Annotated in this window: 19 protein-coding genes; 13 read left to right on the forward strand and 6 right to left on the reverse strand. The window is 66.1% G+C overall.

Annotation, left to right across the window (positions count from 1 at the left end):
- The first annotated feature begins 3 nt into the window (after nucleotides 1–3).
- The 3 genes from gatA (at nucleotide 4) to ACYJP6_RS05375 (ending at nucleotide 3,581) form a co-directional block, all read left to right on the forward strand.
- Nucleotides 4–1,455, forward strand: coding sequence for an Asp-tRNA(Asn)/Glu-tRNA(Gln) amidotransferase subunit GatA (gene gatA / locus ACYJP6_RS05365; protein WP_459473984.1), 1,452 nt, complete (start codon nucleotides 4–6; stop codon nucleotides 1,453–1,455).
- A 14-nt stretch (nucleotides 1,456–1,469) separates the two neighbouring features.
- On the forward strand, nucleotides 1,470–2,918 hold the full coding sequence (gene gatB / locus ACYJP6_RS05370) for an Asp-tRNA(Asn)/Glu-tRNA(Gln) amidotransferase subunit GatB (protein WP_459473985.1): 1,449 nt from the start codon (nucleotides 1,470–1,472) through the stop codon (nucleotides 2,916–2,918).
- Between the two features lie 264 nt (nucleotides 2,919–3,182).
- The gene (locus tag ACYJP6_RS05375) at nucleotides 3,183–3,581 is read left to right on the forward strand and encodes a septal ring lytic transglycosylase RlpA family protein (RefSeq protein ID WP_145004552.1); all 399 of its coding nucleotides are present in this window, start codon (nucleotides 3,183–3,185) and stop codon (nucleotides 3,579–3,581) included.
- A 29-nt stretch (nucleotides 3,582–3,610) separates the two neighbouring features.
- Here the strand turns inward: ACYJP6_RS05375 and ACYJP6_RS05380 are convergent, their stop codons facing one another.
- The 6 genes from ACYJP6_RS05380 to ACYJP6_RS05405 all read right to left on the reverse strand — a co-directional run bounded on the left by ACYJP6_RS05380 (nucleotide 3,611) and on the right by ACYJP6_RS05405 (nucleotide 10,703).
- Nucleotides 3,611–4,630, reverse strand: coding sequence for an alginate lyase family protein (locus ACYJP6_RS05380; RefSeq protein WP_459473987.1), 1,020 nt, complete (start codon nucleotides 4,628–4,630; stop codon nucleotides 3,611–3,613).
- A 256-nt stretch (nucleotides 4,631–4,886) separates the two neighbouring features.
- Nucleotides 4,887–5,798: a 5-dehydro-4-deoxyglucarate dehydratase gene (gene kdgD, locus ACYJP6_RS05385; RefSeq protein ID WP_459473989.1), complete on the reverse strand. Its 912-nt coding sequence runs from the start codon at nucleotides 5,796–5,798 to the stop codon at nucleotides 4,887–4,889.
- 133 nt (nucleotides 5,799–5,931) lie between these two features.
- Nucleotides 5,932–6,681 (reverse strand): FadR/GntR family transcriptional regulator, encoded by a 750-nt coding sequence (locus ACYJP6_RS05390; RefSeq protein WP_459473990.1) that lies wholly within the window; start codon nucleotides 6,679–6,681, stop codon nucleotides 5,932–5,934.
- 84 nt (nucleotides 6,682–6,765) lie between these two features.
- Nucleotides 6,766–8,499, reverse strand: a complete 1,734-nt coding sequence (locus ACYJP6_RS05395; protein ID WP_459473992.1) for an ABC transporter ATP-binding protein/permease — start codon at nucleotides 8,497–8,499, stop codon at nucleotides 6,766–6,768.
- A gap of 367 nt (nucleotides 8,500–8,866) precedes the next feature.
- Nucleotides 8,867–9,427 (reverse strand): response regulator transcription factor, encoded by a 561-nt coding sequence (locus ACYJP6_RS05400; RefSeq protein ID WP_059314005.1) that lies wholly within the window; start codon nucleotides 9,425–9,427, stop codon nucleotides 8,867–8,869.
- A 16-nt stretch (nucleotides 9,428–9,443) separates the two neighbouring features.
- Nucleotides 9,444–10,703 carry an ATP-binding protein gene (locus ACYJP6_RS05405; RefSeq protein WP_459473994.1) on the reverse strand — a complete coding sequence of 420 codons (1,260 nt, stop codon included), beginning with the start codon at nucleotides 10,701–10,703 and terminating at the stop codon, nucleotides 9,444–9,446.
- 178 nt (nucleotides 10,704–10,881) lie between these two features.
- Between ACYJP6_RS05405 and ACYJP6_RS05410 the strand changes: the two genes are divergently transcribed.
- The 10 genes from ACYJP6_RS05410 (at nucleotide 10,882) to ACYJP6_RS05455 (ending at nucleotide 23,351) form a co-directional block, all read left to right on the forward strand.
- Nucleotides 10,882–11,589: an SIMPL domain-containing protein gene (locus tag ACYJP6_RS05410; RefSeq protein WP_459473996.1), complete on the forward strand. Its 708-nt coding sequence runs from the start codon at nucleotides 10,882–10,884 to the stop codon at nucleotides 11,587–11,589.
- A 246-nt stretch (nucleotides 11,590–11,835) separates the two neighbouring features.
- Nucleotides 11,836–13,434: an ABC transporter substrate-binding protein gene (locus ACYJP6_RS05415; RefSeq protein ID WP_459473998.1), complete on the forward strand. Its 1,599-nt coding sequence runs from the start codon at nucleotides 11,836–11,838 to the stop codon at nucleotides 13,432–13,434.
- 70 nt (nucleotides 13,435–13,504) lie between these two features.
- Entirely contained in the window at nucleotides 13,505–15,103 is a 1,599-nt protein-coding gene (locus ACYJP6_RS05420; RefSeq protein ID WP_459474000.1) for an ABC transporter substrate-binding protein, read from the forward strand.
- A gap of 44 nt (nucleotides 15,104–15,147) precedes the next feature.
- Nucleotides 15,148–16,740: an ABC transporter substrate-binding protein gene (locus ACYJP6_RS05425; protein ID WP_459474001.1), complete on the forward strand. Its 1,593-nt coding sequence runs from the start codon at nucleotides 15,148–15,150 to the stop codon at nucleotides 16,738–16,740.
- Nucleotides 16,741–16,885: 145 nt separating this feature from the next.
- A complete protein-coding gene (locus ACYJP6_RS05430; RefSeq protein ID WP_459474003.1) occupies nucleotides 16,886–18,304 on the forward strand; it encodes an OprD family outer membrane porin in 1,419 nt (472 codons plus the stop codon).
- Nucleotides 18,305–18,623: 319 nt separating this feature from the next.
- Nucleotides 18,624–19,634: an ABC transporter permease subunit gene (locus ACYJP6_RS05435; protein WP_145004521.1), complete on the forward strand. Its 1,011-nt coding sequence runs from the start codon at nucleotides 18,624–18,626 to the stop codon at nucleotides 19,632–19,634.
- 22 nt (nucleotides 19,635–19,656) lie between these two features.
- Nucleotides 19,657–20,568 carry an ABC transporter permease subunit gene (locus tag ACYJP6_RS05440; protein WP_145004518.1) on the forward strand — a complete coding sequence of 304 codons (912 nt, stop codon included), beginning with the start codon at nucleotides 19,657–19,659 and terminating at the stop codon, nucleotides 20,566–20,568.
- The gene (locus tag ACYJP6_RS05445) at nucleotides 20,565–21,596 is read left to right on the forward strand and encodes an ABC transporter ATP-binding protein (RefSeq protein WP_459474005.1); all 1,032 of its coding nucleotides are present in this window, start codon (nucleotides 20,565–20,567) and stop codon (nucleotides 21,594–21,596) included. The genes ACYJP6_RS05440 and ACYJP6_RS05445 overlap by 4 nt, the downstream gene beginning before the upstream one ends.
- On the forward strand, nucleotides 21,583–22,608 hold the full coding sequence (locus ACYJP6_RS05450; protein WP_459474007.1) for a peptide ABC transporter ATP-binding protein: 1,026 nt from the start codon (nucleotides 21,583–21,585) through the stop codon (nucleotides 22,606–22,608). Before ACYJP6_RS05445 ends, ACYJP6_RS05450 begins: the two co-directional genes overlap by 14 nt.
- Before the next feature lie 323 nt (nucleotides 22,609–22,931).
- Nucleotides 22,932–23,351 (forward strand): GNAT family acetyltransferase, encoded by a 420-nt coding sequence (locus tag ACYJP6_RS05455; protein WP_459474009.1) that lies wholly within the window; start codon nucleotides 22,932–22,934, stop codon nucleotides 23,349–23,351.
- Nucleotides 23,352–23,367: the final 16 nt, after the last annotated feature.

Genomic DNA, 23,367 nt, shown 5'->3' on the forward strand with positions numbered 1-23,367 from the left:
GACATGCATCAGCTGACCCTGACCGAGATCGCCGCCGCCCTGGCCGCGAAGGAATTTTCCGCCGAGGAACTGACCCGCGGCCTGTTGCAGCGGATCGAGCAGCTCGACCCGCAGCTCAACACCTTCATCACCGTGACCGCCGAACAGGCCGTGGCCCAGGCACGGGCCGCCGATGCCCGCCGCGCTGCCGGCGAGAACGGCGCCCTACTCGGCGCCCCGCTCGCCCACAAGGACCTGTTCTGCACCCAGGGCGTGCTCACCAGCTGTGGCTCGAAGATCCTCACCGGCTTCAAGGCGCCCTATGACGCCACCGTGGTGGAGAAGCTGGCCGCGGCCGGCGCCGTGACCCTCGGCAAGCTGAACATGGACGAATTCGCCATGGGCTCGGCCAACGAATCCAGCCACTATGGCCCGGTGAAGAATCCCTGGGACCTCACCCGGGTGCCGGGCGGCTCCTCCGGTGGCTCCGCCGCGGCGGTGGCGGCGCGCCTCTTGCCCGCCGCCACCGGCACCGACACCGGCGGCTCGATCCGCCAGCCGGCGGCCCTGACCAACCTCACCGGCATCAAGCCCACCTACGGCCGCGTTTCGCGCTGGGGCATGATCGCCTACGCCTCCAGCCTCGATCAGGGCGGCCCGCTGGCGCGCACCGCCGAGGATTGCGCCCTGCTGCTGCAGGCCATGGCCGGCTTCGATCCCAAGGACTCCACCAGCGTCGACCAGCCGGTGGACGACTACCGCGCCGCCCTGCAACAGCCGCTGACCGGCCTGCGCATCGGCCTGCCGCGGGAATACTTCGGCGCCGGCCTCGATGCCCGCATCGGGGAGAAGGTGCTGGCCGTGGTGGAGGAGCTGAAGAAGCTCGGCGCCACGGTCAAGGACATCTCGCTGCCGAACCTGGAACACGCCATCCCGGCCTACTACGTCATCGCCCCGGCCGAGGCCAGCTCCAACCTGTCGCGCTTCGACGGCGTGCGCTTCGGCTATCGCTGCGAGAATCCGGTCAACCTGGAAGATCTCTACAAGAGATCCCGCGGCGAAGGCTTCGGCGCGGAAGTGAAGCGCCGCATCATGGTCGGCACCTATGCCCTGTCGGCCGGCTACTACGACGCCTACTACCTCAAGGCGCAGCGCATCCGCCGGCTGATCAAGAACGACTTCGTCGCGGCCTTCGCCGAGGTCGACGTCATCCTCGGCCCGACCACGCCGAACCTGGCGTGGAAAATCGGCGAGAAAGGCGATGACCCGGTCTCCGCCTATCTCGAGGACCTCTACACCATCGCCGCCAACCTTGCCGGCATCCCCGGCCTGTCGATGCCGGCCGGCTTCGTCGACGGCCTGCCGGTGGGCGTGCAACTGCTCGGCAACTATTTCCAGGAAGGCCGTCTGCTCAACGTCGCCCACCAGTACCAGCAAGTCAGCGACTGGCATCGCCAGGCGCCGAGCGGCTTCTGAGGAAGGATAGAGACATGCAATGGGAAACCGTGATCGGGCTTGAGATCCATGCTCAGCTCAGCACCCAATCGAAGATTTTCTCGGCCAGCGCCACCAGCTTCGGCGCCGAGCCCAATGCCCACGCCAGCCTGGTCGACCTCGGCATGCCCGGCACCCTGCCGGTGCTCAACGCCGAGGCCGTGCGCATGGCCTGCAAGTTCGGCCTCGCTATCGATGCCGAGATCGCCGAGCGCAACGTCTTCGCGCGCAAGAACTACTTCTACCCGGACCTGCCCAAGGGCTACCAGACCAGCCAGATGGATCACCCCATCGTCGGCAAGGGCCACCTGGACATCACCCTGGAAGACGGCACCGTCAAGCGCATCGGCATCACCCGCGCGCACCTGGAAGAGGATGCCGGCAAGAGCCTGCACGAAGACTTCCACGGCATGAGCGGCATCGACCTGAACCGCGCCGGCACCCCGCTGCTGGAGATCGTCTCCGAGCCGGACATCCGCAGCGCCAAGGAAGCCGTGGCCTATGTGAAGGCCATCCACGCCCTGGTGCGCTACCTGGGCATCTGCGACGGCAACATGGCCGAGGGCTCGCTGCGCTGCGACTGCAACGTCTCGGTGCGCCCCAAGGGCCAGGCTACCTTCGGCACCCGCGCCGAGATCAAGAACGTCAACTCCTTCCGCTTCATCGAGAAGGCCATCAACCACGAGGTCCAGCGCCAGATCGAACTCATCGAGGACGGCGGCACCGTCGTGCAGGAGACCCGCCTGTACGATCCGAACAAGGACGAGACCCGCTCCATGCGTAGCAAGGAGGAAGCCAACGACTACCGTTACTTCCCCTGCCCCGACCTGCTGCCGGTGGTGATCGAGCCGGCCTTCCTCGCCGAGGTGCGCAGCCAGCTGCCCGAGCTGCCGACCGAAAAGCGCGACCGCTTCCAGCGCGAATTCGGCCTGTCGGTCTACGACGCCAGCGTGCTGTCCGCCAGCCGCGAACTGGCCGACTACTTCGAGGAAGTCCAGCGGGTGAGCGGCGATGCCAAGCTGGCCGCCAACTGGGTGATGGGCGACCTGTCCAGCCTGCTCAACAAGCAGGACCTGGAGATCGGCCAGTCGCCGGTGAGCGCGGCCCAGCTGGGCGGCCTGATCCTGCGCCTCAAGGACGAGACCATCAGCGGCAAGCTCGCCAAGATGGTCTTCGAAGCCCTGGCTGCCGGCGAAGGTGAGAGCGCCGATGCCGTCATCGAAGCCAAGGGGCTCAAGCAGGTCACCGATAGCGGCGCCATCGAAGCCATGCTGGACGAAGTCCTGGCCGCCAACGCCGCCCAGGTCGAGCAATACCGCGCCAGCGACGAAGCCAAGCGCGGCAAGATGTTCGGCTTCTTCGTCGGCCAGGCGATGAAGGCCTCCAAGGGCAAGGCCAACCCCGGCCAGGTCAACCAGCTGCTCAAGCAGAAACTGGAAGGCTGACGGCGGTCGCACGGCTCTGTACGAAAAGTCGCCGAGCGAAGGTCAGGCGAGGCGAAAAGCGCTGAGGAAGCGGACCGGGCTCGCGCTCGAGTTTACGAGCGGTAAATGAGCATTCCGACCGGGCTGGCGATCCAGGCGCTTTTCAACGAAGCATCACCGAGCGCAGGCACTTTTCGTACAGAACCTAGGGGTTACGGAGCGGGGCTGACAGCTCTGCTCCGACCCCTTAAGCTGCTGCCGGTCGTTTTGCCAGGAGGCATCGAGATGCATCGGATTCACCGCGCCGGACTGCTGTCGCTGGTCCTGCTGTTCGCCGGTTGCGCCAGTCACGAAGACTTTCCCGCCACGCTGTCCCCGGTCGCTGCCCACGACTACCAGGACACTGGCCTGGCTTCCTTCTATTCCAAGTGGCACGCCGGCCGGCGCACCGCCAGCGGCGAGAAATACGATCCCGACGCCCTCACCGCCGCCCACCGCACCCTGCCCTTCGGCACCCGGGTCCAAGTCACCAACCTGAGCAATGGCCGCAGCGTGGTGGTGCGCATCAACGATCGGGGGCCGACGGTACGGCGGCGCGTGATCGACCTGTCGCGCAGCGCGGCCGACCGTCTCGACATGGTGGCCGACGGCACCTCCAAGGTCAGCATTCGCAGCCTCGACTGACCCTCGCCGCGCAATCGGCGCCGCGCCCGCTAGCCCTGACAGGCCGGGGCATAGGCCCACAGCATCCGTGGTGGTGCGGTGGCGAGGTGCCGGGCGATCGCCACATAGCGCGGGTCGAGCAGACTGGCCGACCAGTAGAGCACCCGGGCGTTGCGCGGATCCCAGACACCCGCGTAGCCCAGCAGGCCGGCGGCGGCACGCTGGGCATCGAAGGCTACCCGCGACCCGCGGAATTCCTCATGACTGCGCTGGCCCTGGGCATAGGGCAGCAGCCAGTCGAGGGCCTGGGCCAGGGTCTGGCCCTGGCGACCGGGTAGCCGCAGCCAGTCCTCACCCCACCCCTGGGCCACGGCCGCTGCCAGCACCAGGGGTTCGAGGTCGTAGACGACATAGTGCAAGGCATCGCGCTGGGAAAAATCCAGTACCTCGCCATCGAGCTTGAGGTTCGCCGACAGCTGCGCCTGGAAGGCCGCCCGCGCCCGAGCGAACAGCGCCGGGTCGTCCAGGGCGCTGGCCGCCAGGGTCACCAGCTTGACCCTGTGACTCTGCCAGTTGTTGCTCCAGACGCCGCGGCTGTCGTCGCGATGGGCCTCCATCCGCTCCAGGTAGCCCCGCGCCAGCCGCTCGATGAAGGCGCGGGTGGCCTGCGCCGTCGCGGCCGGGAGGTCTACCGCGGTCAGCCGGTAGGCGGCGATGAGATTGCCGAGCGGGGTTTCGTCGATGGGATCGAAGCGGGGCCGATAGACCTGCATCCAGGCATCGAGATAGCGCCCCAGCTGGGCCAGGGCCGCCGAGTCCCGGGTATCCCGCCAGGCCAGGGCGAGATCCAGCATGTAGCTGAAATCCCGGACCGCCGCAGCGGACTGATCGTGGAGTCCCACATGGGGCAAGGTGCCCTCGGTATGAATGACCGGCAGCGCCTGGGGCACCGGCGCGGGCGGGTTGGCGACCGCCCGCGTCAGGACCGTGGCCGCGGGCGGCGTCGCGGCCAGGCAGGTGGTGGTGCCGGAGGTCGCGGCGAGGGCGAGATACAGCAGGGCAGCGGGCATGGCGAGCATCCTTGGCCGGGATGACGAGGGTTTGGCTTTCCGGCGCCGTGGTCGCCCGGCAGCAGCGCGCGCCGTCGTCGGGCCAGCACGGCGAGTGCCGAGTCTGCTCATGCAGGCTTAGGGCAGCATTAAGCCTGGCGCCCTTCCCTACCTCGCAGCCGCTGCCCGCTGTACCCGAGGTAGACAGCAAAAAGCCCGCTGAGCGCGGGCTTTTTGCCAGGCGGAGAGACCAGTCGGCCGCCTCCGGCGAACGACCTTACTGCGGACCGAGCTTGTCCATCAGGGCGGCGAGCTTTTCGTACTCGTCCTGCTTGAGATCGGTCAGCGGCGTCCGCACCGGACCCGCGTCGTAGCCGGCGATGCGCGCACCCGCCTTGACGATGCTCACGGCGTAGCCGGCGCAGCGGTTGCGGATTTCCAGGTACGGCAGGAAGAAATCGTCGATCAGCTTGCCGACGGTGGCGTGGTCGTCACGGGCAATGGCTTCATAGAACTGCACGGCGGTCTTGGGAATGAAGTTGAACACGGCCGAGGAATAGACCGGCACGCCCAGCGCCTTGTAGGCGGCGGCATAGACTTCCGCGGTGGGCAGGCCGCCCAGGTAGCTGAAGCGATCACCCAGGCGGCGGCGGATGGCGACCATGAGTTCGATGTCGCCCAGGCCGTCCTTGTAGCCGATCAGGTTCGGGCAGCGCTCGGCCAGTTGCTCCAGGTGCTGGGGCTGCAGACGGCAGACGTTGCGGTTGTAGACCACCACGCCGATCTTGACCGCCTTGCAGACGGCTTCGACATGGGCGGCCACGCCGTCCTGGCTGGCTTCGGTCAGGTAGTGCGGCAGCAGCAGCAGGCCCTTGGCACCCAGGCGCTCGGCTTCTTGGGCATAGGCGATGGCCTGGCGGGTGGAGCCACCGACACCGGCAAGGATAGGTACGCTGCCCTGGCAGGTGTCCACCGCGGTCTTGATGATGCCGCTGTATTCGCTGGCTTCCAGCGAGAAGAATTCACCGGTGCCGCCAGCGGCGAACAGCGCGGTCGCGCCGTAGGGGGCCAGCCACTCCAGGCGCTTGGCATAGGTGTCGGGACGGAAGTCGCCGTTGGCATCGAAGTCGGTCAGCGGGAAGGACAGCAGACCGGAAGAGAGGACGTCTTTGAGTTCTTGTGGAGTCATCTGGGGTGCCTCGGCGTAGGTTGGACTAAGGTGCGGCAACCCGCTACCTGTTGTAAGTCATCGTACAACCTCTATCATGGAAGGGGCAAGCCCCTCCCGGAAAAATCCCCCGCGCGAGCGGCGAGGCCTGGAGTCAGGCCTCTTCCGCTTGCCGTTCAATCTCTTCGTGGGCCCGGCGCAGGCGCTCGCGGCTGTTGCTCAGGTGCAGGCGCATCGCCGAACGGGCCGCCTCCACATTGCCATCCTCGATGGCCTGGACGATGGCCTCGTGCTCGGCGTCCAGGCGACTCTGGTAGCGCTGCTGGTCGTCATGGGCGAGGTAGGCGGAATTGAGCCGGGTACGGGGAATCAGGACGCTGCCTAGGTACCCCATGATGTCGCTGAAATAACGGTTGCCGGTGGAGGTGGCGATCAGCAGGTGCAGCTCCAGGTCGGCGCTCACCGCGTGATCGGGCTGCTCGGCCCCGCCACGCATGCTGTCCAGCAGGGTCCGCATGGCCTGCAGCTGCTCGCTCGAACGGCGCTGGGCGGCGAGACCGGCGGCCTCCACTTCCAGGCTGATGCGCAACTCGAGCATCGCCAGCACGTCCTTGAGGGTAGTGATGGTGGCCGGGTCGATCAGGAAGGACTCCGGACGCCGCTCCAGTACGAAGGTGCCGATGCCGTGCCGGGTTTCCACGTAGCCACCGGCCTGCAGGCGGGAGATGGCCTCGCGCACCACGGTGCGACTCACCCCCTGCGCCTGCATGATGGCCGATTCCGTGGGGAGCTTGTCGCCGGGCTGGAATTGGCCATCGCCGATCTGCTGGATCAGCACCGCAACGACCTCTTCTGCCAGGCTACGGGGTCTTTTGCGGGGGCGGGACAGGGTGGGTGCTGACATGGATTTTCGTACCAAATTAAAGGGCTAGCGAAATCATAGCACCCACCCTCTGAAGAACGCCCGATCTAGACCGCCCAGTCCATATCAGGATGCGTCGCCCACGGCTCTAGGCCGCAACTCTTGACCTTCCAGCAGGAGATGGCGGTGGTGGTAGGCACGCAGACTTGGACGATGGCCGACGCTGATCAGCGTGAGGCCGGGATTCTCGGCGAGCAGCCGCTCGTAGAGGGCGCGCTCGTCCGCCTCGCTCAGCGCCGAGCTGGCTTCGTCGAGGAACAGCCAGTCGGGGGCGTAGAGCAGTGCCCGCGCCAGGGCCACGCGCTGCTGCTCACCCGGTGACAGGGTGCGTTCCCAGTGGCGGCACTCGTCCAGCTGCTCGCGCAGGTGGTCGAGCCGGCACAGGTGCAGCACCTCGGCCAGGCGCTCGTCGGGATAGGCCTCCAGCGGTTGCGGATAGGACAGCGCCTCGCGCAGGGTGCCGATGGGCAGGTAGGGCTGTTGCGGCAGGAACAGCTGGCGTCCGGGGGGCACGGCGATACCGCCCTGCCCTTGCCGCCAGAGTCCGGCCAGGGCCCGCAACAGGGTGCTCTTGCCGCTGCCCGAGGCGCCCTCGACCAGCAGGTGCTCGCCACGGGCGATGCGCAGGTCGGTCGGCTGCAGCAGCAGGCGGCCGGCGGCGCTCAGGGTCAGGCCCTCCAGCAGCAGGTCGGTGTCGCCCGTGCGCGGTTCCAGGATGTCGGATTCCTGGCTCAGCTCGGCCATGGCCTCGCGGAAGGTGAGCAGGCGGTCGGAGACGGCGCGCCAGCCGGCCAGGCTGACATAGGCATCGACGAACCAGCTGAGGCTTTCCTGGACGTTGCCGAACGCCGAGTTGATCTGCATCAGGTCGCCAAGCTGGATCTTGCCCGAGAAATAGCGCGGCGCTGCCAGCACGAAGCCGGCGATGATGGCGATCTGGCTGTAGCCGGCGGTGAAGAAGGTCAGCCGCTTGGTGTAGTTCATCAGCAGGTGGTAGTTGCCCCAGACGTAGCCGAAGCGGTCCAGTAGCCGGCGATGCTCGTTGGCCTCGCCGCGGAACAGCGCCACGCTCTCGGCCTTCTCGCGGACGCGGATCAGGCCGAAGCGCAGGTCGGCTTCGTAGCGCTGCTGCTGGTTGTACAGGCCGATCAGTCGGCGGCCGATCAGGTGGGTCAGCCAGGTGCCGATGGCGGCATAGATCAGCGCGGCCCAGAACATGTAGGCCGGGATGGTGATGCCGAACAGGGTGATGTCGCCGGAAATGCCGAACAGGATGACGCTGAAGGACACCAGGCTGACCACGGTGCGGATGAAACCCAGCCCCAGGCTCAGGGTGGTCTCGGCGAAGTCGCGGATGTCTTCGGTCAGGCGCTGGTCGGGGTTGTCGGCGCCGCCTTCACGTTCGAGGTGGTAGTAGTTGCGCTCCGAAAGCCAGAGGCCGAAGTGCTTTTCGGTCAGCCAGCGCCGCCAGTTGATGGTCAGCGCCTGGGTCAGGTACAGCCGGTACACGGCCAGCAGGATGGCACTGGCCGCCAGTCCGCAGAAGTACAGCATCAGCCGGATGAAGGCGGCGAGATCGCGGTTCTGCAGGGCGTCATAGAAGTAGCGATACCAGGTGTTCAGGGCGACCGACAGGCCGACCCCGGCCAGGGACAAGGCGATGACCACGCAGAGCAGCAGCCAGGCCTTGCCCTTCTCTTCACTGCGCCAGTAGGGGGTGATCAGGGTCCAGACACGGGCGAGGAAATGACCGCGGGAAGCCCCATAGACGGAAGGCACGGGTACGGCGGATTCGGACATGCTCGGACTCTCAAAGACTGCTCAACGAGACGCTTGCACAGCCTATGCCGGAATGCCTGAACGAATTCTGACTGAAACAATGTAACAGTCGTCGCCCCTGGGCCGGGGCGCCGAAGAGAAGGCGGAGTCCGTGCGACGTCGCACGCGCTAGACCTAGCCAAGGCGCAACGGCCATGGGGAGTAACAGCCTAGGGTCGGCCCGAGCACTGGGGACTCGCCAATCCCAGGCCTGAGAAAGCGGATCGAACCCGTGCGCGGGTTTACCGGCGGTGACTGAGCCTTGCGACAGGGCCGTCCACGCGGGGCTGGCGACCCAGGGTCCGTACAAGACTGGTTGGCCGACGCGCAGCCGGCCTCGACTGGGCGCTCAGCGGCGGACCGGGCGTTTCTGCAGCTTGCGTTGCAGGGTCCGACGGTGCATGCCAAGGGCCCGGGCGGTCGCCGAGATATTGCCTTCGTGCTCGGCCAGCACCCGCTGGATGTGCTCCCACTGCAGGCGATCCACCGACATGGGGTTGTCCGGTACCAGGGTATCGAGGTCGGCGTGCTGGGCCAGCAAGGCGGCCAGGACGTCGTCGGCATCGGCCGGCTTGCACAGGTAGTTGGTGGCGCCGCGCTTGATGGCTTCCACCGCGGTGGCGATGCTGGAATAGCCGGTCAGCAGCACCACGCGCATCTCCGGATGCAGCTCCAGCAGCTTGGGCAGCAGCACCAGGCCGGAGTCGCCCTCCATCTTCAGGTCGAGCACGGCGTAGTCCGGCAGGTCGTCCTTGGCCAGTTGCAGGCCTTCTTCGGCGCTGTCGGCGATGGAGACGCGCAGGCCACGGCGATCCATGGCGCGGGCCATGACCCGGGTGAAGGTGGGATCATCGTCGACCAGCAGGATGTGGGGCTGGTCGTCGAAACCGCTGTTGAGGTCGTCAGTCATAGGATTCTCCAGGCATTCACGCCAGGGCGTAGTGCCGCGGCAGGCGCAATTCGGTCAGGGTGCCGCCTTCTTCGTGATTGTAGAGCTTCACCGTGCCACCGGCGCGGGTAACGCTGGCCTGGCTGAGGAACAGGCCCAGACCGAAGCCCTTGCCCTTGGTGGTGAAAAAGGGTTTGCCGAGCTGCTCGGCGATGGCCAGGGGCACGCCGGCGCCGTGATCGCGGATCGACAGGCACAGCTCGCGGGCGTCCCAGTGCAGCCGGATGGCCAGGTTTTCCGGACAGGCATCGGCGGCGTTGTTGAGTAGATTCAGCAGCGCCTGGGTAAGTTCGACCGGCGGCGTGAGGCGTGGCGGCGCGCCGAGGCTGACCACCTCGAAGCGATAGGTGGCCTCCGGCCGCATCAGGTGCCAGCGATCCATGGTCGCCTCCAGCCACTCCACGGCGGTCTGCTCCTGTACCGTCTGGCGCCGGTCGGCTTCGGCCGCCCGCACCAGCTGCTGCAGGGTCTGCTTGCACTGGCCGACCTGGGCCTGCAGCAGCGCCAGGTCTTCGCTCAGGGTCGGCTGGCCGGCATGTTCCTGCTGCAGCTCCTTGAGCAACACGCTCATGGTGGACAGCGGCGTACCCAGCTCGTGGGCGGCGCCGGCGGCCTGGGTGGCCACGGCCAGCAACTGCTGGTCACGCATGGCCTGCTCGCGGCGCTGGGCCTGCAGATTCTCCTGCTCGCGCAGGGCGGTGGCCATCCGGGCGACGAACAGGGTGATGACCGCGGCGGACAGCGCGAAGCTCAGCCACATGCCGTAGCTCAGCACCGCGCCATCGTTGGCCACCAGCAGGTGCAGCGGCTCGTAGGACAGCAGCATCAGCGAGAAGACCACCAGGGTCAGGGCTGCCAGCACCAGGGTATAGAGCCAGGGCAGCGTGGCGGCGGCGATGGTCAGGGGCACCAGGTAATAGGAGGCGAAGGGGTTGGTCGGGCCGCCGGCGAAATACAGCAGGGCGCTGTGGATGGCCAGGTCGCAACCCAGGTGCGCCGCGTACTCCTGCTCGGTGACCGGCCAGGAACGGGTCAAGCGCAGGGCGGCGAACAGGCAGAGCACCGCCGAGACGCCGAGGGTGATGGCCAGCGCCGTCCAGGGCAGCTGGACGATGCCCGACAACCGGGCGATGCCCACCGAGCCGGCCTGGGCGGCCAGCACCAGCACGCGGATGAGAACCAGGCGGCCGAGATTCTGGCGATTGGCGGACAACCATTGAACGGGCAAGGAGAACATGCGAGGTTCCAGGCGCAAGAAGCGATCGAGACGGCAGGCCCATAGGGGCATGCCCGTCGGAGCAGACCCGGCATTATAGCGAGAGCCGTTCGCCCTCCGCCGCCGACGCGGCAAAGCGACGCACCATCCGCCGGGTCCGCTGTCCCAAGGCTTTCGTACTGCCAACCAGGAGAACACCATGACCTTTTCCCTACGCCCGCTCGTACTGGGTGCCGCTCTCTTCAGCGCCGCCCTCGCCACCGGCGCCCAGGCCGACGAGCCGCGCTACAACCAGATCAGCCTGAGGGCCGAGGTCAGCCGCGAAGTGCCGCGGGATCGGATGCAGGTCATGCTCTATACCGAGAGCCAGGGCCAGGACCCGGCCGCCCTCGCCAGCGAGACCACCAAGACCCTAAACGCCGCCCTGGAGCAGGCGCGCAAGGTGTCCGGGGTGACCGTCTCCCTGGGCAACCGCAACACCTATCCGGTCTACGAAGATCAGGGCCGCGCCATCAATGCCTGGCGCGAGCGCGGCGAGCTGCGCCTGGAAAGTGCCGACTTCCCCGCCCTGTCCAAGCTGACCGGCGAGCTGCTGGGCAACCTGAAGATGGGCAATCTGCAGTTCAGCATCGCCGATGGCACGCGCAAGCAGCAGGAGGACGCCCTGTTCAAGGACGCCGTGGCCGCCTTCAAGGCGCGCGCCCAATTGGCCACCGAGGCCCTGGGTGGCTCGGGCTATCGCATCGTCAACCTGGACCTCGGCACCAGTGGCGTACCCCAGCCCCTGCCCATGCTGCGCATGTCTGCCATGAAGGCCGCCAGCGACGCCGTGACCCCGGACGTCGCCCCGGGTACCACCACGGTCGAAGTCACCGCGGGCGGTACCATCGAGGTACAGATGCCCTGATCCGGTGCAGAAAAGTAACAACGCTGTCCCGCTGCGCACTTTTGGTGCGCTCGGGTCGCAGCCGCGGGTAACTCGTCTTATATCTTTGCGACATCTGTTTTTTGTTTGGGTCTCTTCGCGTCAATAGCTCGCCTGGGCTATGGACATGGGCACAGGCTGTGCATGTGGGCTCATCTGTCCACAAGACATCGGCATTCTGTTTCGCATCGCCACAGCGCGGTGCGTCGTCCCCGACATGAGGTCTCCATGCACAAGAACGTACTCGCTGCCCTCTTCGCTTCCGGTCTGCTGGCCGGTGCGCCCCTGGCCCAGGCGGCCAACCTGGTGTTCTGCTCCGAAGGCAGCCCCGCCGGTTTCGACCCGGCGCAATACACCACGGGGACCGACTTCGATGCCTCAGCGGAAACCGTCTTCAATCGCCTGACCCAGTTCGAGCGGGGCGGTACCAAGGTCATTCCCGGCCTGGCCGAGAGCTGGGACATCAGCGCGGATGGCAAGACCTATACCTTCCACCTGCGCCAGGGCGTGAAGTTCCATACCACGGACTACTTCAAGCCGACCCGCGACCTCAATGCCGATGACGTGCTCTTCACCTTCCAGCGCATGCTGGACAAGGACCAGCCGTTCCGGAAGGCCTACCCGACCGAATTCCCCTACTTCACCGACATGGGCCTCGACCAGAACATCGCCAAGGTGGAAAAGGTCGATGACCATACCGTACGCATGACACTCAACGAGGTGGATGCGGCCTTCCTGCAGAACCTGGCCATGAGCTTCGGCTCCATCCAGTCGGCCCAGTACGCCGACCAGTTGCTCAAGGCCGGCAAGCCCGCCGAGATCAACCAGAAGCCCATCGGTACCGGTCCCTTCGTCTTCAGCCGCTACCAGAAGGATGCGGTGATCCGCTACAAGGCCAACCCGGACTACTGGGACAAGGCCGAGGGTGCCAAGGTCGACAACCTGATCTTCTCCATCAACACCGATGCCTCGGTGCGGATGCAGAAGCTCAAGGCCGGCGAATGCCAGATCACCGTCTATCCACGCCCGGCGGACCTGGACGGGCTGAAGAAGGACCCGAATCTGAAGATGCCGTCGCAGCCCGGCTTCAACGACGGCTATATCGCCTACAACACCGAGCATGGCGATCTGGGCAAGCTCAAGGTGCGCCAGGCGCTGGACATGGCGGTCAACAAGAAGGCCATCGTCGACGCCGTCTACCAGGGTGCCGGCCAGGTGGCCGTCAACGGCATGCCGCCGACCCAGTGGTCCTATGACAAGTCCCTCAAGGACGCGCCCTACGATCCGGAGAAGGCCAAGGCCCTGCTCAAGGAAGCCGGCTTCAAGGACGGTACCGAGTTCACCCTCTGGGCCATGCCGGTGCAGCGTCCCTACAACCCCAATGCGCGCCTGATGGCGGAGATGCTGCAGCAGGACTGGAGCAAGATCGGCGTCAAGACCAAGATCGTCAGCTACGAATGGGGCGAGTACAACAAGCGCGCCAAGGCCGGCGAGCACGACATCATGCTGATCGGCTGGAGCGGCGACAACGGCGACCCGGACAACTGGCTGGCGACCCTCTACGGCTGCAAGTCCATCGGCGGCAACAACTACTCCCGCTGGTGCTACAAGCCCTACGACGACCTGGTCGTGTCCGCCAAGCGCACCACCGATCAGGCCGAGCGCACCAAGCTCTACGAGCAGGCCCAGCAGATCCTCAAGCAGCAGGTACCGATCACGCCGATCGCGCACTCGACGGTCTATCAGCCGATGCGCAAGGAAGTCCAGGACTACAAGATCAGCCCCTTCGGGTTGAACGAGTTCTACGGCGTCAGCGTCAGCAAGTGAAGCCTGTTGGCCAGGGTCGGGCGCCAGACGCCCGGCCCTGGCCGTTCATTTGACTGATGGAGTGAATCCCATGCGCCTTCCCTACGCCTACTCCTTGCTGGCGGCGAGCCTGCTCGCCTGTGCTCCACTCGCCCAGGCGGCGAGCAACCTCGTCTACTGCTCGGAAGCCAGCCCGGCCGGTTTCGATCCGGCGCAATACACCTCGGGCACCGAATTCGATGCCTCGGCCGAAACCGTCTTCAACCGCCTGGTGCAGTTCCAGCGTGGCGGCACCACCCTCGAACCCGGACTGGCTACGAAGTGGGACGTGAGCGCGGATGGCAAGACCTATACCTTCCACCTGCGCCAGGGCGTGAAATTCCACACCACCGACTACTTCAAGCCCACGCGCGGCTTCACTGCCGACGACGTGGTCTTCACCTTCCAGCGCATGCTCGACAAGGAGCAGCCGTTCCGTAAGGCCTATCCCACGGAATTCCCCTATTTCACCGACATGGGGTTGGACCAGAACATCGCCAAGGTGGCCAAGACCGACGACCATACCGTGGTCTTCACCCTGAACCAGGTCGATGCCGCCTTTGCCGCCGACCTGGCCATGAGCTTCGCCTCGATTCAATCGGCCGAGTACGCCGACCAGTTGCTCAAGCAGGGCAAGCCGGAGCTGCTCAACCAGCAGCCCATCGGCACCGGTCCCTTCGTCTTCAGCCGCTATCAGAAGGATGCGGTGATCCGCTTCAAGGGCAACCGCGATTACTGGAAACCCGAGGACGTCAAGCTCGACAACCTGATCTTCGCCATCACCCCCGATGCCGCCACCCGCCTGCAGAAGCTCAAGGCCGACGAATGCCAGGTCAGCGGCTATGCGCGTCCGGCGGACCTGGTGGAGATGAAGCAGGATCCGCACCTGAAGGTGCTGCAGCAGCCGGGTTTCAACGTCGGCTTCCTCGCCTACAACGTCCAGCATCCGCCGCTGGACAAGCCCGAGGTGCGGCGCGCCCTGGACATGGCCATCAACAAGCAGGCCATCGTCGACACGGTGTTCCAGGGTGCTGGCCAGGTGGCGCAGAACGTCATTCCGCCGAACCAGTGGTCCTACGACAAAACCATCAAGAGCGCCCCCTACGATCCGGAAAAGGCCAAGGCCCTGCTCAAGCAGGCCGGGGTCAAGGACGGTACCGAGATCGCCCTCTGGGCCATGACGGTGCAGCGCGCCTCCAACCCCAACGCCCGCCAGTCGGCGCAGATGATTCAGCAGGATTGGGCCAAGGTCGGCATCAAGGCCAAGATCGTCAGCTACGAATGGGGCGAGTACATCAAGAGAGCCAAGGCCGGCGAACACGATGTGCTGACCTATGGCTGGACCGGCGACAACGGCGATCCGGACAACTGGCTGGGCGTGCTCTACGGCTGCAGCGCCATCGGCGGCAGCAACTATGCGCGCTGGTGCGACAAGGACTACGACGCCCTCATCCAGCAGGCCAAGACCAGCAACGACCGCGCCGAGCGCACCCGGCTCTACGAGCAGGCGCAACAGATCATTCGCCAGCAGATGCCGGTGAGCCCCATGGCCCACTCGGTGGTGTCCCAGCCCATGCGCAAAGAGGTGCAGGGCTTCAAGATCAATCCCTTCGGCGTCACCGGTTTCTATGGCGTAAGCCTCGACCGCTAAACCCTGTCCGGCCCGCCCGGCGGGCCTTTCACGAGGAACCTTTCGTGTCCAAGCCGCTATTCTCGCTGTCCCTCGCCGCCCTGCTCTGCCTCAGCGCCACGGCCGCCCTGGCCCGGCCGCTGGTGGTCTGCACCGAGGCCAATCCGGAAGGCTTCGATCCGGGCCGCTACACCTCCGGCTACACCTTCAACGCCTCGGCGACGCCGCTGTACAACCGCCTGGTGGAATTCAAGCAGGGCACCGCCGAGCTGGAGCCGGGCCTGGCCGAAAGCTGGGAGGTCTCCCCCGATGGCCTGCAGTACACCTTCGCCCTCCGCAAAGGAGTGAAATTCCACACCACGGAATACTTCAAGCCCACCCGCGACTTCAACGCCGACGACGTGGTGTTCAGCTTCGAGCGCATGCTGGACAAGAACAACCCCTGGTACAACCTCTCCCCCAGCGGCTATCCCTATGCGGCCGCCATGGAGATGGGCACCCTGATCAAGTCCATCGACAAGGTGGACGACAGCCACGTACGCTTCACCCTCAACCAGCCCGAGGCGCCCTTCCTCGCCGACCTGGCTATGGCCTTCGGCTCCATCCTGTCCAAGGAATACGCCGACAGCCTGTTGGCCAGCAAGAAGACCGACGACATCAACCAGAAGCCCATCGGCACCGGTCCCTTCGTCTTCCAGCGTTATGCCAAGGATTCCAACACCCGCTACAAGGTCAATCCGGACTACTTCGGCAAGAAGCCGCAGATGGACGGCCTGGTGCTGGCGGTGACCCTGGATCCCAACGTGCGCATCCAGCGGGTGCGCAACAATGAGTGCCAGATCGCCCTCACCGCCAAGCCCCAGGACCTGCCGATGCTCAAGCAGGACAAGAACCTCAAGCTGGCCCAGGTGGAAAGCCAGACCACCTCTTTCCTGGCGATGAACACCAAGCACAAGCCGCTGAGCGACGTGCGGGTGCGCCAGGCCATCGCCATGGCCTTCGACCAGCAGAACTACCTGAAGACGGTGTTCGGCGAAGGCGCCGCCAAGGCGGCCATCAACCCCTATCCCTCCTCGCTGCTGGGCTATGCCAAGGACATCAAGGCCTGGCCCCATGACCTGGAAAAGGCCAAGGCGCTGCTCAAGGAAGCCGGCTACCCCGACGGCTTCACCCTCAAGTACTACATCAGTACCGGCAGCGGTCCGGGCGGCAGTCCGGCGCTGGTGGCCCAGCTGATCCAGGGCGACCTGGCCAAGATCGGCATCAAGGCCGAGATCACCCAGTTCGAATGGGGTGAATTCCAGAAGCGTACCAAGGCAGGCGAACACGACCTGCTGATGATGAGCTGGACCGGCGACAATGGCGATCCGGACAACTTCCTCACCAACAACCTCAGCTGCGCGGCGGCGGAAAGCGGCGAGAACCGCGCCTTCTGGTGCGACAAGGCCTTCAACGACGCCATCGAGCAGGCCAAGCGCATCAACGATCCGGCCCAGCGCGCCGCCCTCTACGAGCAGGCCCAGCAGATCTTCCACCAGCAGATGCCCTGGCTGCCGCTGGCCCACCCGCTGTTCACCGATGTCCTGCAGCCCAAGGTGCAGGGTTATGTGCAGAGTCCGCTGGGCATCTACGACTTCTCCACGGTAACCCTCGACTGATCGGCGCCTGACGCCGCGACCGAACCGGGCCCGGGCGGCCCGACCCACGACCTTTCCCGCCTCGCGCCGTCTTTCGGCGTGACGGGATCGGTCGTGCCGAAAACGCCCAAAAAAACAGAAAAACGACCGCTTTGGAGCACAGCCAATGACCAACGTCCACCGTGGGGGCCTCGCCCTTTCCCTGCTCACCCTGGCCTTGGCCGCCCATGCCCAGTCGCCGGCGCCCGAGGATCCGAGCTATGCCAACGAAGTCCAGACCCTGCCCAACGTGCAGAAGCCGGTGAAGGGCCAGGAAGGCGCCAAGGGCTTTTTCGCCGATGACAGCCTGACCCTGACCACGCGCAACTTCTTCGCCCGGGAAACCAGCTCGGATCCCATCTTCAGCTACACCAAGAATGGCACCCGGGTGCGCACCCACTCGCGCAACACCTGGGTCCAGGCCACGGCGCTCAAGTACAGCTCCGGCTACACCCAGGGCCCGGTGGGCTTCGGCATCGACGTGGCCGGCTACCAGGCCACCAACCTGGAACGCGGCAAGGGCCGGATCGGTGGCGGCGGCAACCGCACCCTGGCCAACGCCGAGGGCGAGGGCCAGGCCGAGTGGTCCAAGCTGGGCATCGCCGATGCGCGCTTCCGCGTCTCCAACACCGAGCTCAAGGTCGGCCGCTTCATGCTCGACACCCCGGTGATCAGCTACAACGACAACCGGCCCTTCCCCTCCGGCTTCGACGGCTTCGCCGTGACCAGCGACGAATGGGACAACCTCTCGCTGCAGGGTGGCAGCTTCACCCGCGTCAGCCCGCGGACCGGCGCCGGCGACGAGAAGTGGACCACCGAGTACGGCACCCGCGAAATCACCGCCGACCGCCTGAGCTTCCTCGGTGGCAACTACAAGCTGCCCCAGGGTTGGGAAGTCAGCGTCTATGGCGCCAACTTCGAAGACGTCTGGAACCAGTATTTCCTCAGCATCACCCAGGCCAGCGGTAACCTCGACACCTTCGCTTGGAAGGCCGTGGCCAACGCCTATCGCACCGTCGACGCCGGCAGCGCCAAGGCCGGCGACATCGACAACACCGCCTGGAGCCTGGCGTTCACCGGCAGCCACCAAGCCCACAGCCTGACCCTGGCCTACCAGCAGATCGACGGCAACGAATACTTCGACTACGCCCACGAGACCGCCGCCATCTACCTGGCCAACTCGCTGGTCTCGGACTACAACGGCCCCAACGAGAAGTCGCTGCAGATCCGCTACGAGACCGACTGGAGCTATTTCGGCGTGCCCGGCCTGAGCACCGGTCTCTGGTACGCCAAAGGTTGGGACATCGACGGCACCCACTACGACGCTGGCGCCGGCAAGTACGCCAACTATGCCGAGGTGCTGCAGCAGGATGGCGAGAAGCACCACGAGATCGGCCTGGTCACCACCTACAAGGTGCAACAGGGCACGCTCAAGGACAGTCGCTTCCGCCTGCTGCTGACCGACCATCGCGCCAGCCAGAACCAGGTCGACGGCAACGTCAAGGAGCTGCGCCTGGTCTCCACCCTACCGTTCAACCTGCTGTGACGGCGAAACCCGGCAGGCTGGGCGGCGTGACCGGCATCTCGCCGGGATCGCGTCGCGAACACCGGCGAAGCCCTGGCGATGTCGAGGATTTCGGCACCCGTGGCAACGTGGTAGTCTGCCGGGTTTGGAGCGCCGGTCCAGAGCGCTCTTCGAACCTTCTCGTAGGACCGAACGACCCTGCCTCGCACCAGGGTCGTTCGTCGCGGACCAGGACGGTCCCGCCAGGGACGAATCCAGACCCACAAGGTCTGAAGCAAAAACGCGGCCGGGCACGTACTCGCGCCGTCTTGATCAGCCTCAAGAGGAGATACCCCCTCCGATGCTCGCCTTCATCGCCCGTCGCTTCGGGCTGCTGATACCGACGTTCTTCGGCGTCACCCTGCTGACCTTCGCCCTGATCCGCCTCATCCCTGGCGATCCGGTGGAAGTCATGATGGGCGAACGCCGCGTCGATCCGCAGATGCACGCCGAAGCCATGCACCGCCTGGGCCTCGACAAGCCCCTGTACCAGCAGTATTTCGACTATGTCGGCAACCTCGCCCAGGGCAACCTCGGCGAATCCCTGCGCAGCCGCGTCGGCGTCTGGGACGAATTCCTGACCCTGTTCCCGGCCACCCTGGAACTCTCGGTGGCGGCCATGCTGTTCGCCACCGTGTTCGGCGTGCTGGCCGGCATCCTCGCCGCCCTCCGGCGCGGCTCCACGGTGGACCACGGGGTGATGGGCCTGGCCCTGACCGGCTATTCCATGCCGATCTTCTGGTGGGGCCTGCTGCTGATCATGCTGTTCTCGGTGCAGCTCGGCTGGACCCCGGTCTCGGGGCGCCTGGACCTGCTGTACGACATCCCCCCGCGCACCGGCTTCATGCTCATCGACACCCTGCTCTCCGACGAGCCCGGCGCCTTCGTCGACGCCCTCAAGCACCTGATCCTGCCGGCCATCGTGGTGGGCACCATCCCCCTAGCGGTGATCGCCCGCATGACCCGCTCGGCCATGCTCGAGGTCTTGCGCGAGGACTACGTGCGCACCGCCCGGGCCAAGGGCCTGTCGCCGGCGCGGGTGGTCTTCGTCCATGCCCTGCGCAACGCCCTGATCCCGGTGCTGACCGTGCTCGGCCTGCAGGTGGGCAGCCTGCTCTCCGGGGCGGTGCTCACCGAGACCATCTTTTCCTGGCCCGGCATCGGCAAGTGGCTGATCGAGGCCATCGGCGCCCGGGATTACCCGGTGGTGCAGAACGGCATCCTGCTGATCGCCACCCTGGTCATCCTGGTCAATTTCGTCGTGGACATCCTCTACGGCCTGGTCAACCCGCGCATCCGCCACCAGCGTTGATGCGCCCGCACGGACAGAGCCTATGACAACGGTAAACACCCCGGCCGCTCAAGACCCGAGCGCCCTCTACCCCTCTCCTTTCAAGGAGTTCTGGCATGCCTTCGCCCGCAACAAGGGCGCCCTTGGCGGGCTGATCTTCATGGTCATCGTGGTGTTCTGCGCGCTCTTCGCGCCCTGGGTCGCGCCCCATGCGCCCAGCGAGCAGTTCCGCGACTTCATGCTCACCCCGCCGCTGTGGCTGGACGGCGGCCAGAGCCAGTTCCCCCTGGGCACCGACGAGCTGGGCCGCGACATCCTCAGCCGGCTGATCCATGGCGCCCGGCTGTCGCTGCTGATCGGCCTCGCCTCGGTGGTCTTCTCGCTGATCCCGGGCATCCTGCTCGGCCTGGTCGCCGGCTTCTCGCCCAACCGCGCCGGTCCGGTGATCATGCGCCTGATGGACATCATGCTGGCGCTGCCCTCGCTGCTGCTGGCCGTGGCCATCGTCGCCATCCTCGGCCCAGGCCTGATCAACACCGTGGTGGCCATCGCCATCGTCTCGCTGCCGTCCTACGTGCGCCTGACCCGCGCCGCGGTGATGGGCGAACTGCACCGCGACTACGTCACCGCCTCGCGGCTGGCCGGTGCCGGCACCCTGCGGCTGATGTTCGTCAGCGTGCTGCCCAACTGCATGGCGCCGCTGATCGTCCAGGCTACCCTGAGCTTTTCCTCGGCGATCCTGGATGCCGCCGCCCTGGGCTTCCTCGGCCTCGGCGTGCAGCCGCCGACTCCCGAGTGGGGCACCATGCTGGCTTCGGCCCGCGACTACATCGAGCGCGCCTGGTGGGTGGTGACCCTGCCGGGTCTCGCCATCCTCTTCACCGTGCTGGCCATCAACCTGATGGGCGACGGCCTGCGCGATGCCCTCGATCCGCGTCTGAAGGTGCAGTCATGAGCCTCCTCGAAATCCAGAACCTCTCGGTGCGCTTCGGCGGCACCGACGCCCCGCCGGTGGTGGAAGGCCTCGATCTCACGGTGGATCAGGGCGAGATCGTCGCCATCGTCGGCGAATCCGGCTCCGGCAAGTCGGTGACCATGATGGCCGTGATGGGCCTGATCGATCACCCCGGCCGCATCACCGCCGACCGCCTGGCCTTCGACGGCCAGGACCTGCTCAGCCTCAAGGGCCGCCGCCGGCGGCACCTGATCGGCAAGGAGCTGTCGATGGTCTTCCAGGACCCAATGACGGCGCTCAATCCCAGCTACACCGTGGGCTTCCAGTTGGAAGAGGTGATCCGCCAGCACCTCGGCCTCAAGGGTGGCAAGGCCCGCCAGCGCGCCCTGGAATTGCTGGAAAAGGTCGAGATCCCGGCCGCCGCCAGCCGGCTAAATGCCTATCCGCACCAACTCTCCGGGGGCATGAGCCAGCGCGTCGCCATTGCCATGGCCATCGCCGCCGAGCCGCGCCTGCTGATCGCCGACGAACCCACCACCGCCCTGGATGTGACCATCCAGGCGCAGATCATGGAGCTGCTGGTCAATCTGCAGCGCGATGAAGGCATGGGCCTGATCCTCATCACCCACGACCTCGCCGTGGTGGCCGAGACCGCCCAGCGGGTGGTGGTGATGTACGCCGGCCAGGCGGTGGAGAAAGGCGTGGTGCCGACGCTGTTCGATGCCCCCGCCCACCCCTACACCGAAGCCCTGCTGGCGGCCATTCCCGAGCACAGCCAGACGGATCGCCTGCACACCCTGCCGGGCATCGTGCCCGGTCGCTACGACCGTCCCGCCGGTTGCCTGCTCAGCCCGCGCTGCCCCTATGTGCAGCCGCGCTGCCAGGAGCGCCCGGCGCTGGAACCCTACGACCGCGGTGCGGTGCGCTGCTTCTTCCCGCGCAACGTCGCCCCGGGCGAGGTGCCCGAGGTGCTGCCCGAACATCAACGTCCCAGCCAGTTGCCGGAGGATCGCCATGGCGCCGTCTGAAGCCACCGTCCTCGCCCGCTCCACCACTCCGGAGCAGGCGCCCGAGCACCTCGTGCTCGAAGCCAAGGGCCTGACCCAGCACTACCAAGTCTCCCGCGGGCTGTTCAAGGACAGCGCCACGGTCAAGGCGCTCAATGGCGTCTCCTTCGACCTCCAGGCCGGGCGTACCCTGGCCGTGGTGGGTGAATCCGGCTGTGGCAAGTCCACCCTGGCCCGCGCCCTGACGCTGATCGAACAGCCCACCGCCGGCAGCCTGATCATCGGTGGCCAGGACGTCGCCCAGGCCGACGCCGCGCGGCGCAAGGAGCTGCGCCGCGACGTGCAGATGGTGTTCCAGAATCCCTACGCCTCGCTCAACCCGCGGCGCAAGATCGGCGACCAGTTGGCCGAGCCGCTGCAGATCAACACCAGCCTCTCCCGCACCGAACGACGCGAGAAGGTGCAGGCGATGATGCAGCAGGTGGGCTTGCGACCCGAGCACTATCAGCGCTATCCGCACATGTTCTCCGGCGGTCAGCGCCAGCGCATCGCCGTGGCCCGCGCCATGATGCTGCAGCCCAAGGTGCTGGTGGCGGACGAGCCGACCTCGGCGCTGGACGTGTCGATCCAGGCGCAGGTGCTCAACCTGTTCATGGACCTGCAGCAGCAGTACCGCACGGCCTATGTGTTCATCTCCCACAACCTCTCGGTGGTGCGCCACATCGCCGACGAGGTGATGGTGATGTACCTCGGCTGCATCGTCGAGAAGACCAGTCGCGATCGGCTGTTCGAGCGGCCGCTGCATCCCTACACCCAGATGCTGCTGTCGGCCACCCCGAGCCTGCACCCGGACCCGAGCAAGCCGCGTATCCGCATCCAGGGTGAGCTGCCCAACCCGCTGGATCCGCCACCCGGCTGCGTTTTCCACCGTCGTTGCCCCTATGCGACGGAGAAGTGCAAGACCGAGGTCCCGGCCCTGCGCAACGTGGAGGCTCGCCAGGTGGCTTGCCACTATGCGGAGAACTTCCTCTAGGCCAACGGCGCCGTTGGGCTTCGCTGGCGATCAATCCAACCTGCGGAAGTCCTGTAGGTTGGGTTGAGACGGCTCCAGCGTCGAAGCCCAACATCTTTGGCTTGGTGCGGTAATGTTGGGCTTCGCTGGTGCTCAACCCACCTACGTAAGTCCCGTAGGTGGGTTGAGATGGCTCCGTCGTCGAAGCCCAACATCTTTGGCTTGGTGCTATGGTGTTGGGCTTCGCTAACGCTCAACCCCACCTACGAAAGTCCCGTAGGTTGGGTTGTGATGGCTCCAGCGCGAAGCCCAACACACTCCTGCCTCGCTACAGGCTGCCTCCCATGCACATCCGCCCTTTCCAGCTCGCCGACACCGAGGCCGTGGTCGACCTCTGGCAGGCCTGCGGTCTGATCCGCCCCTGGAACGATCCCTACCGCGACATCCAGCGCAAGCTGGCCGAGCAACCGGAGCTGTTCCTGGTGGGCGAGGTGGACGGCACCCTCATGGCCAGCGCCATGATCGGCAATGACGGCCATCGCGGCTGGCTCTATTACCTGGCAGTGGCACCGGAGTACCAACGCCAGGGCCACGCCCGCCGCCTGGTGGAAACTGCCGAACGCCTGCTGATCGAACGGGGCTGCCCCAAGCTGCAGCTGATGGTGCGCCGGGATAACGCGGCGATCATCGGTTTCTATGCGGCCCTGGGTTATGTGGAAGCCGAGGTCGTCACCCTGGGCAAGCGGCTGATCGCCGACGATTAGCGGCTTCCTGCTTGGC

It is taken from the genome of Pseudomonas sp. No.117, assembly GCF_054558395.1.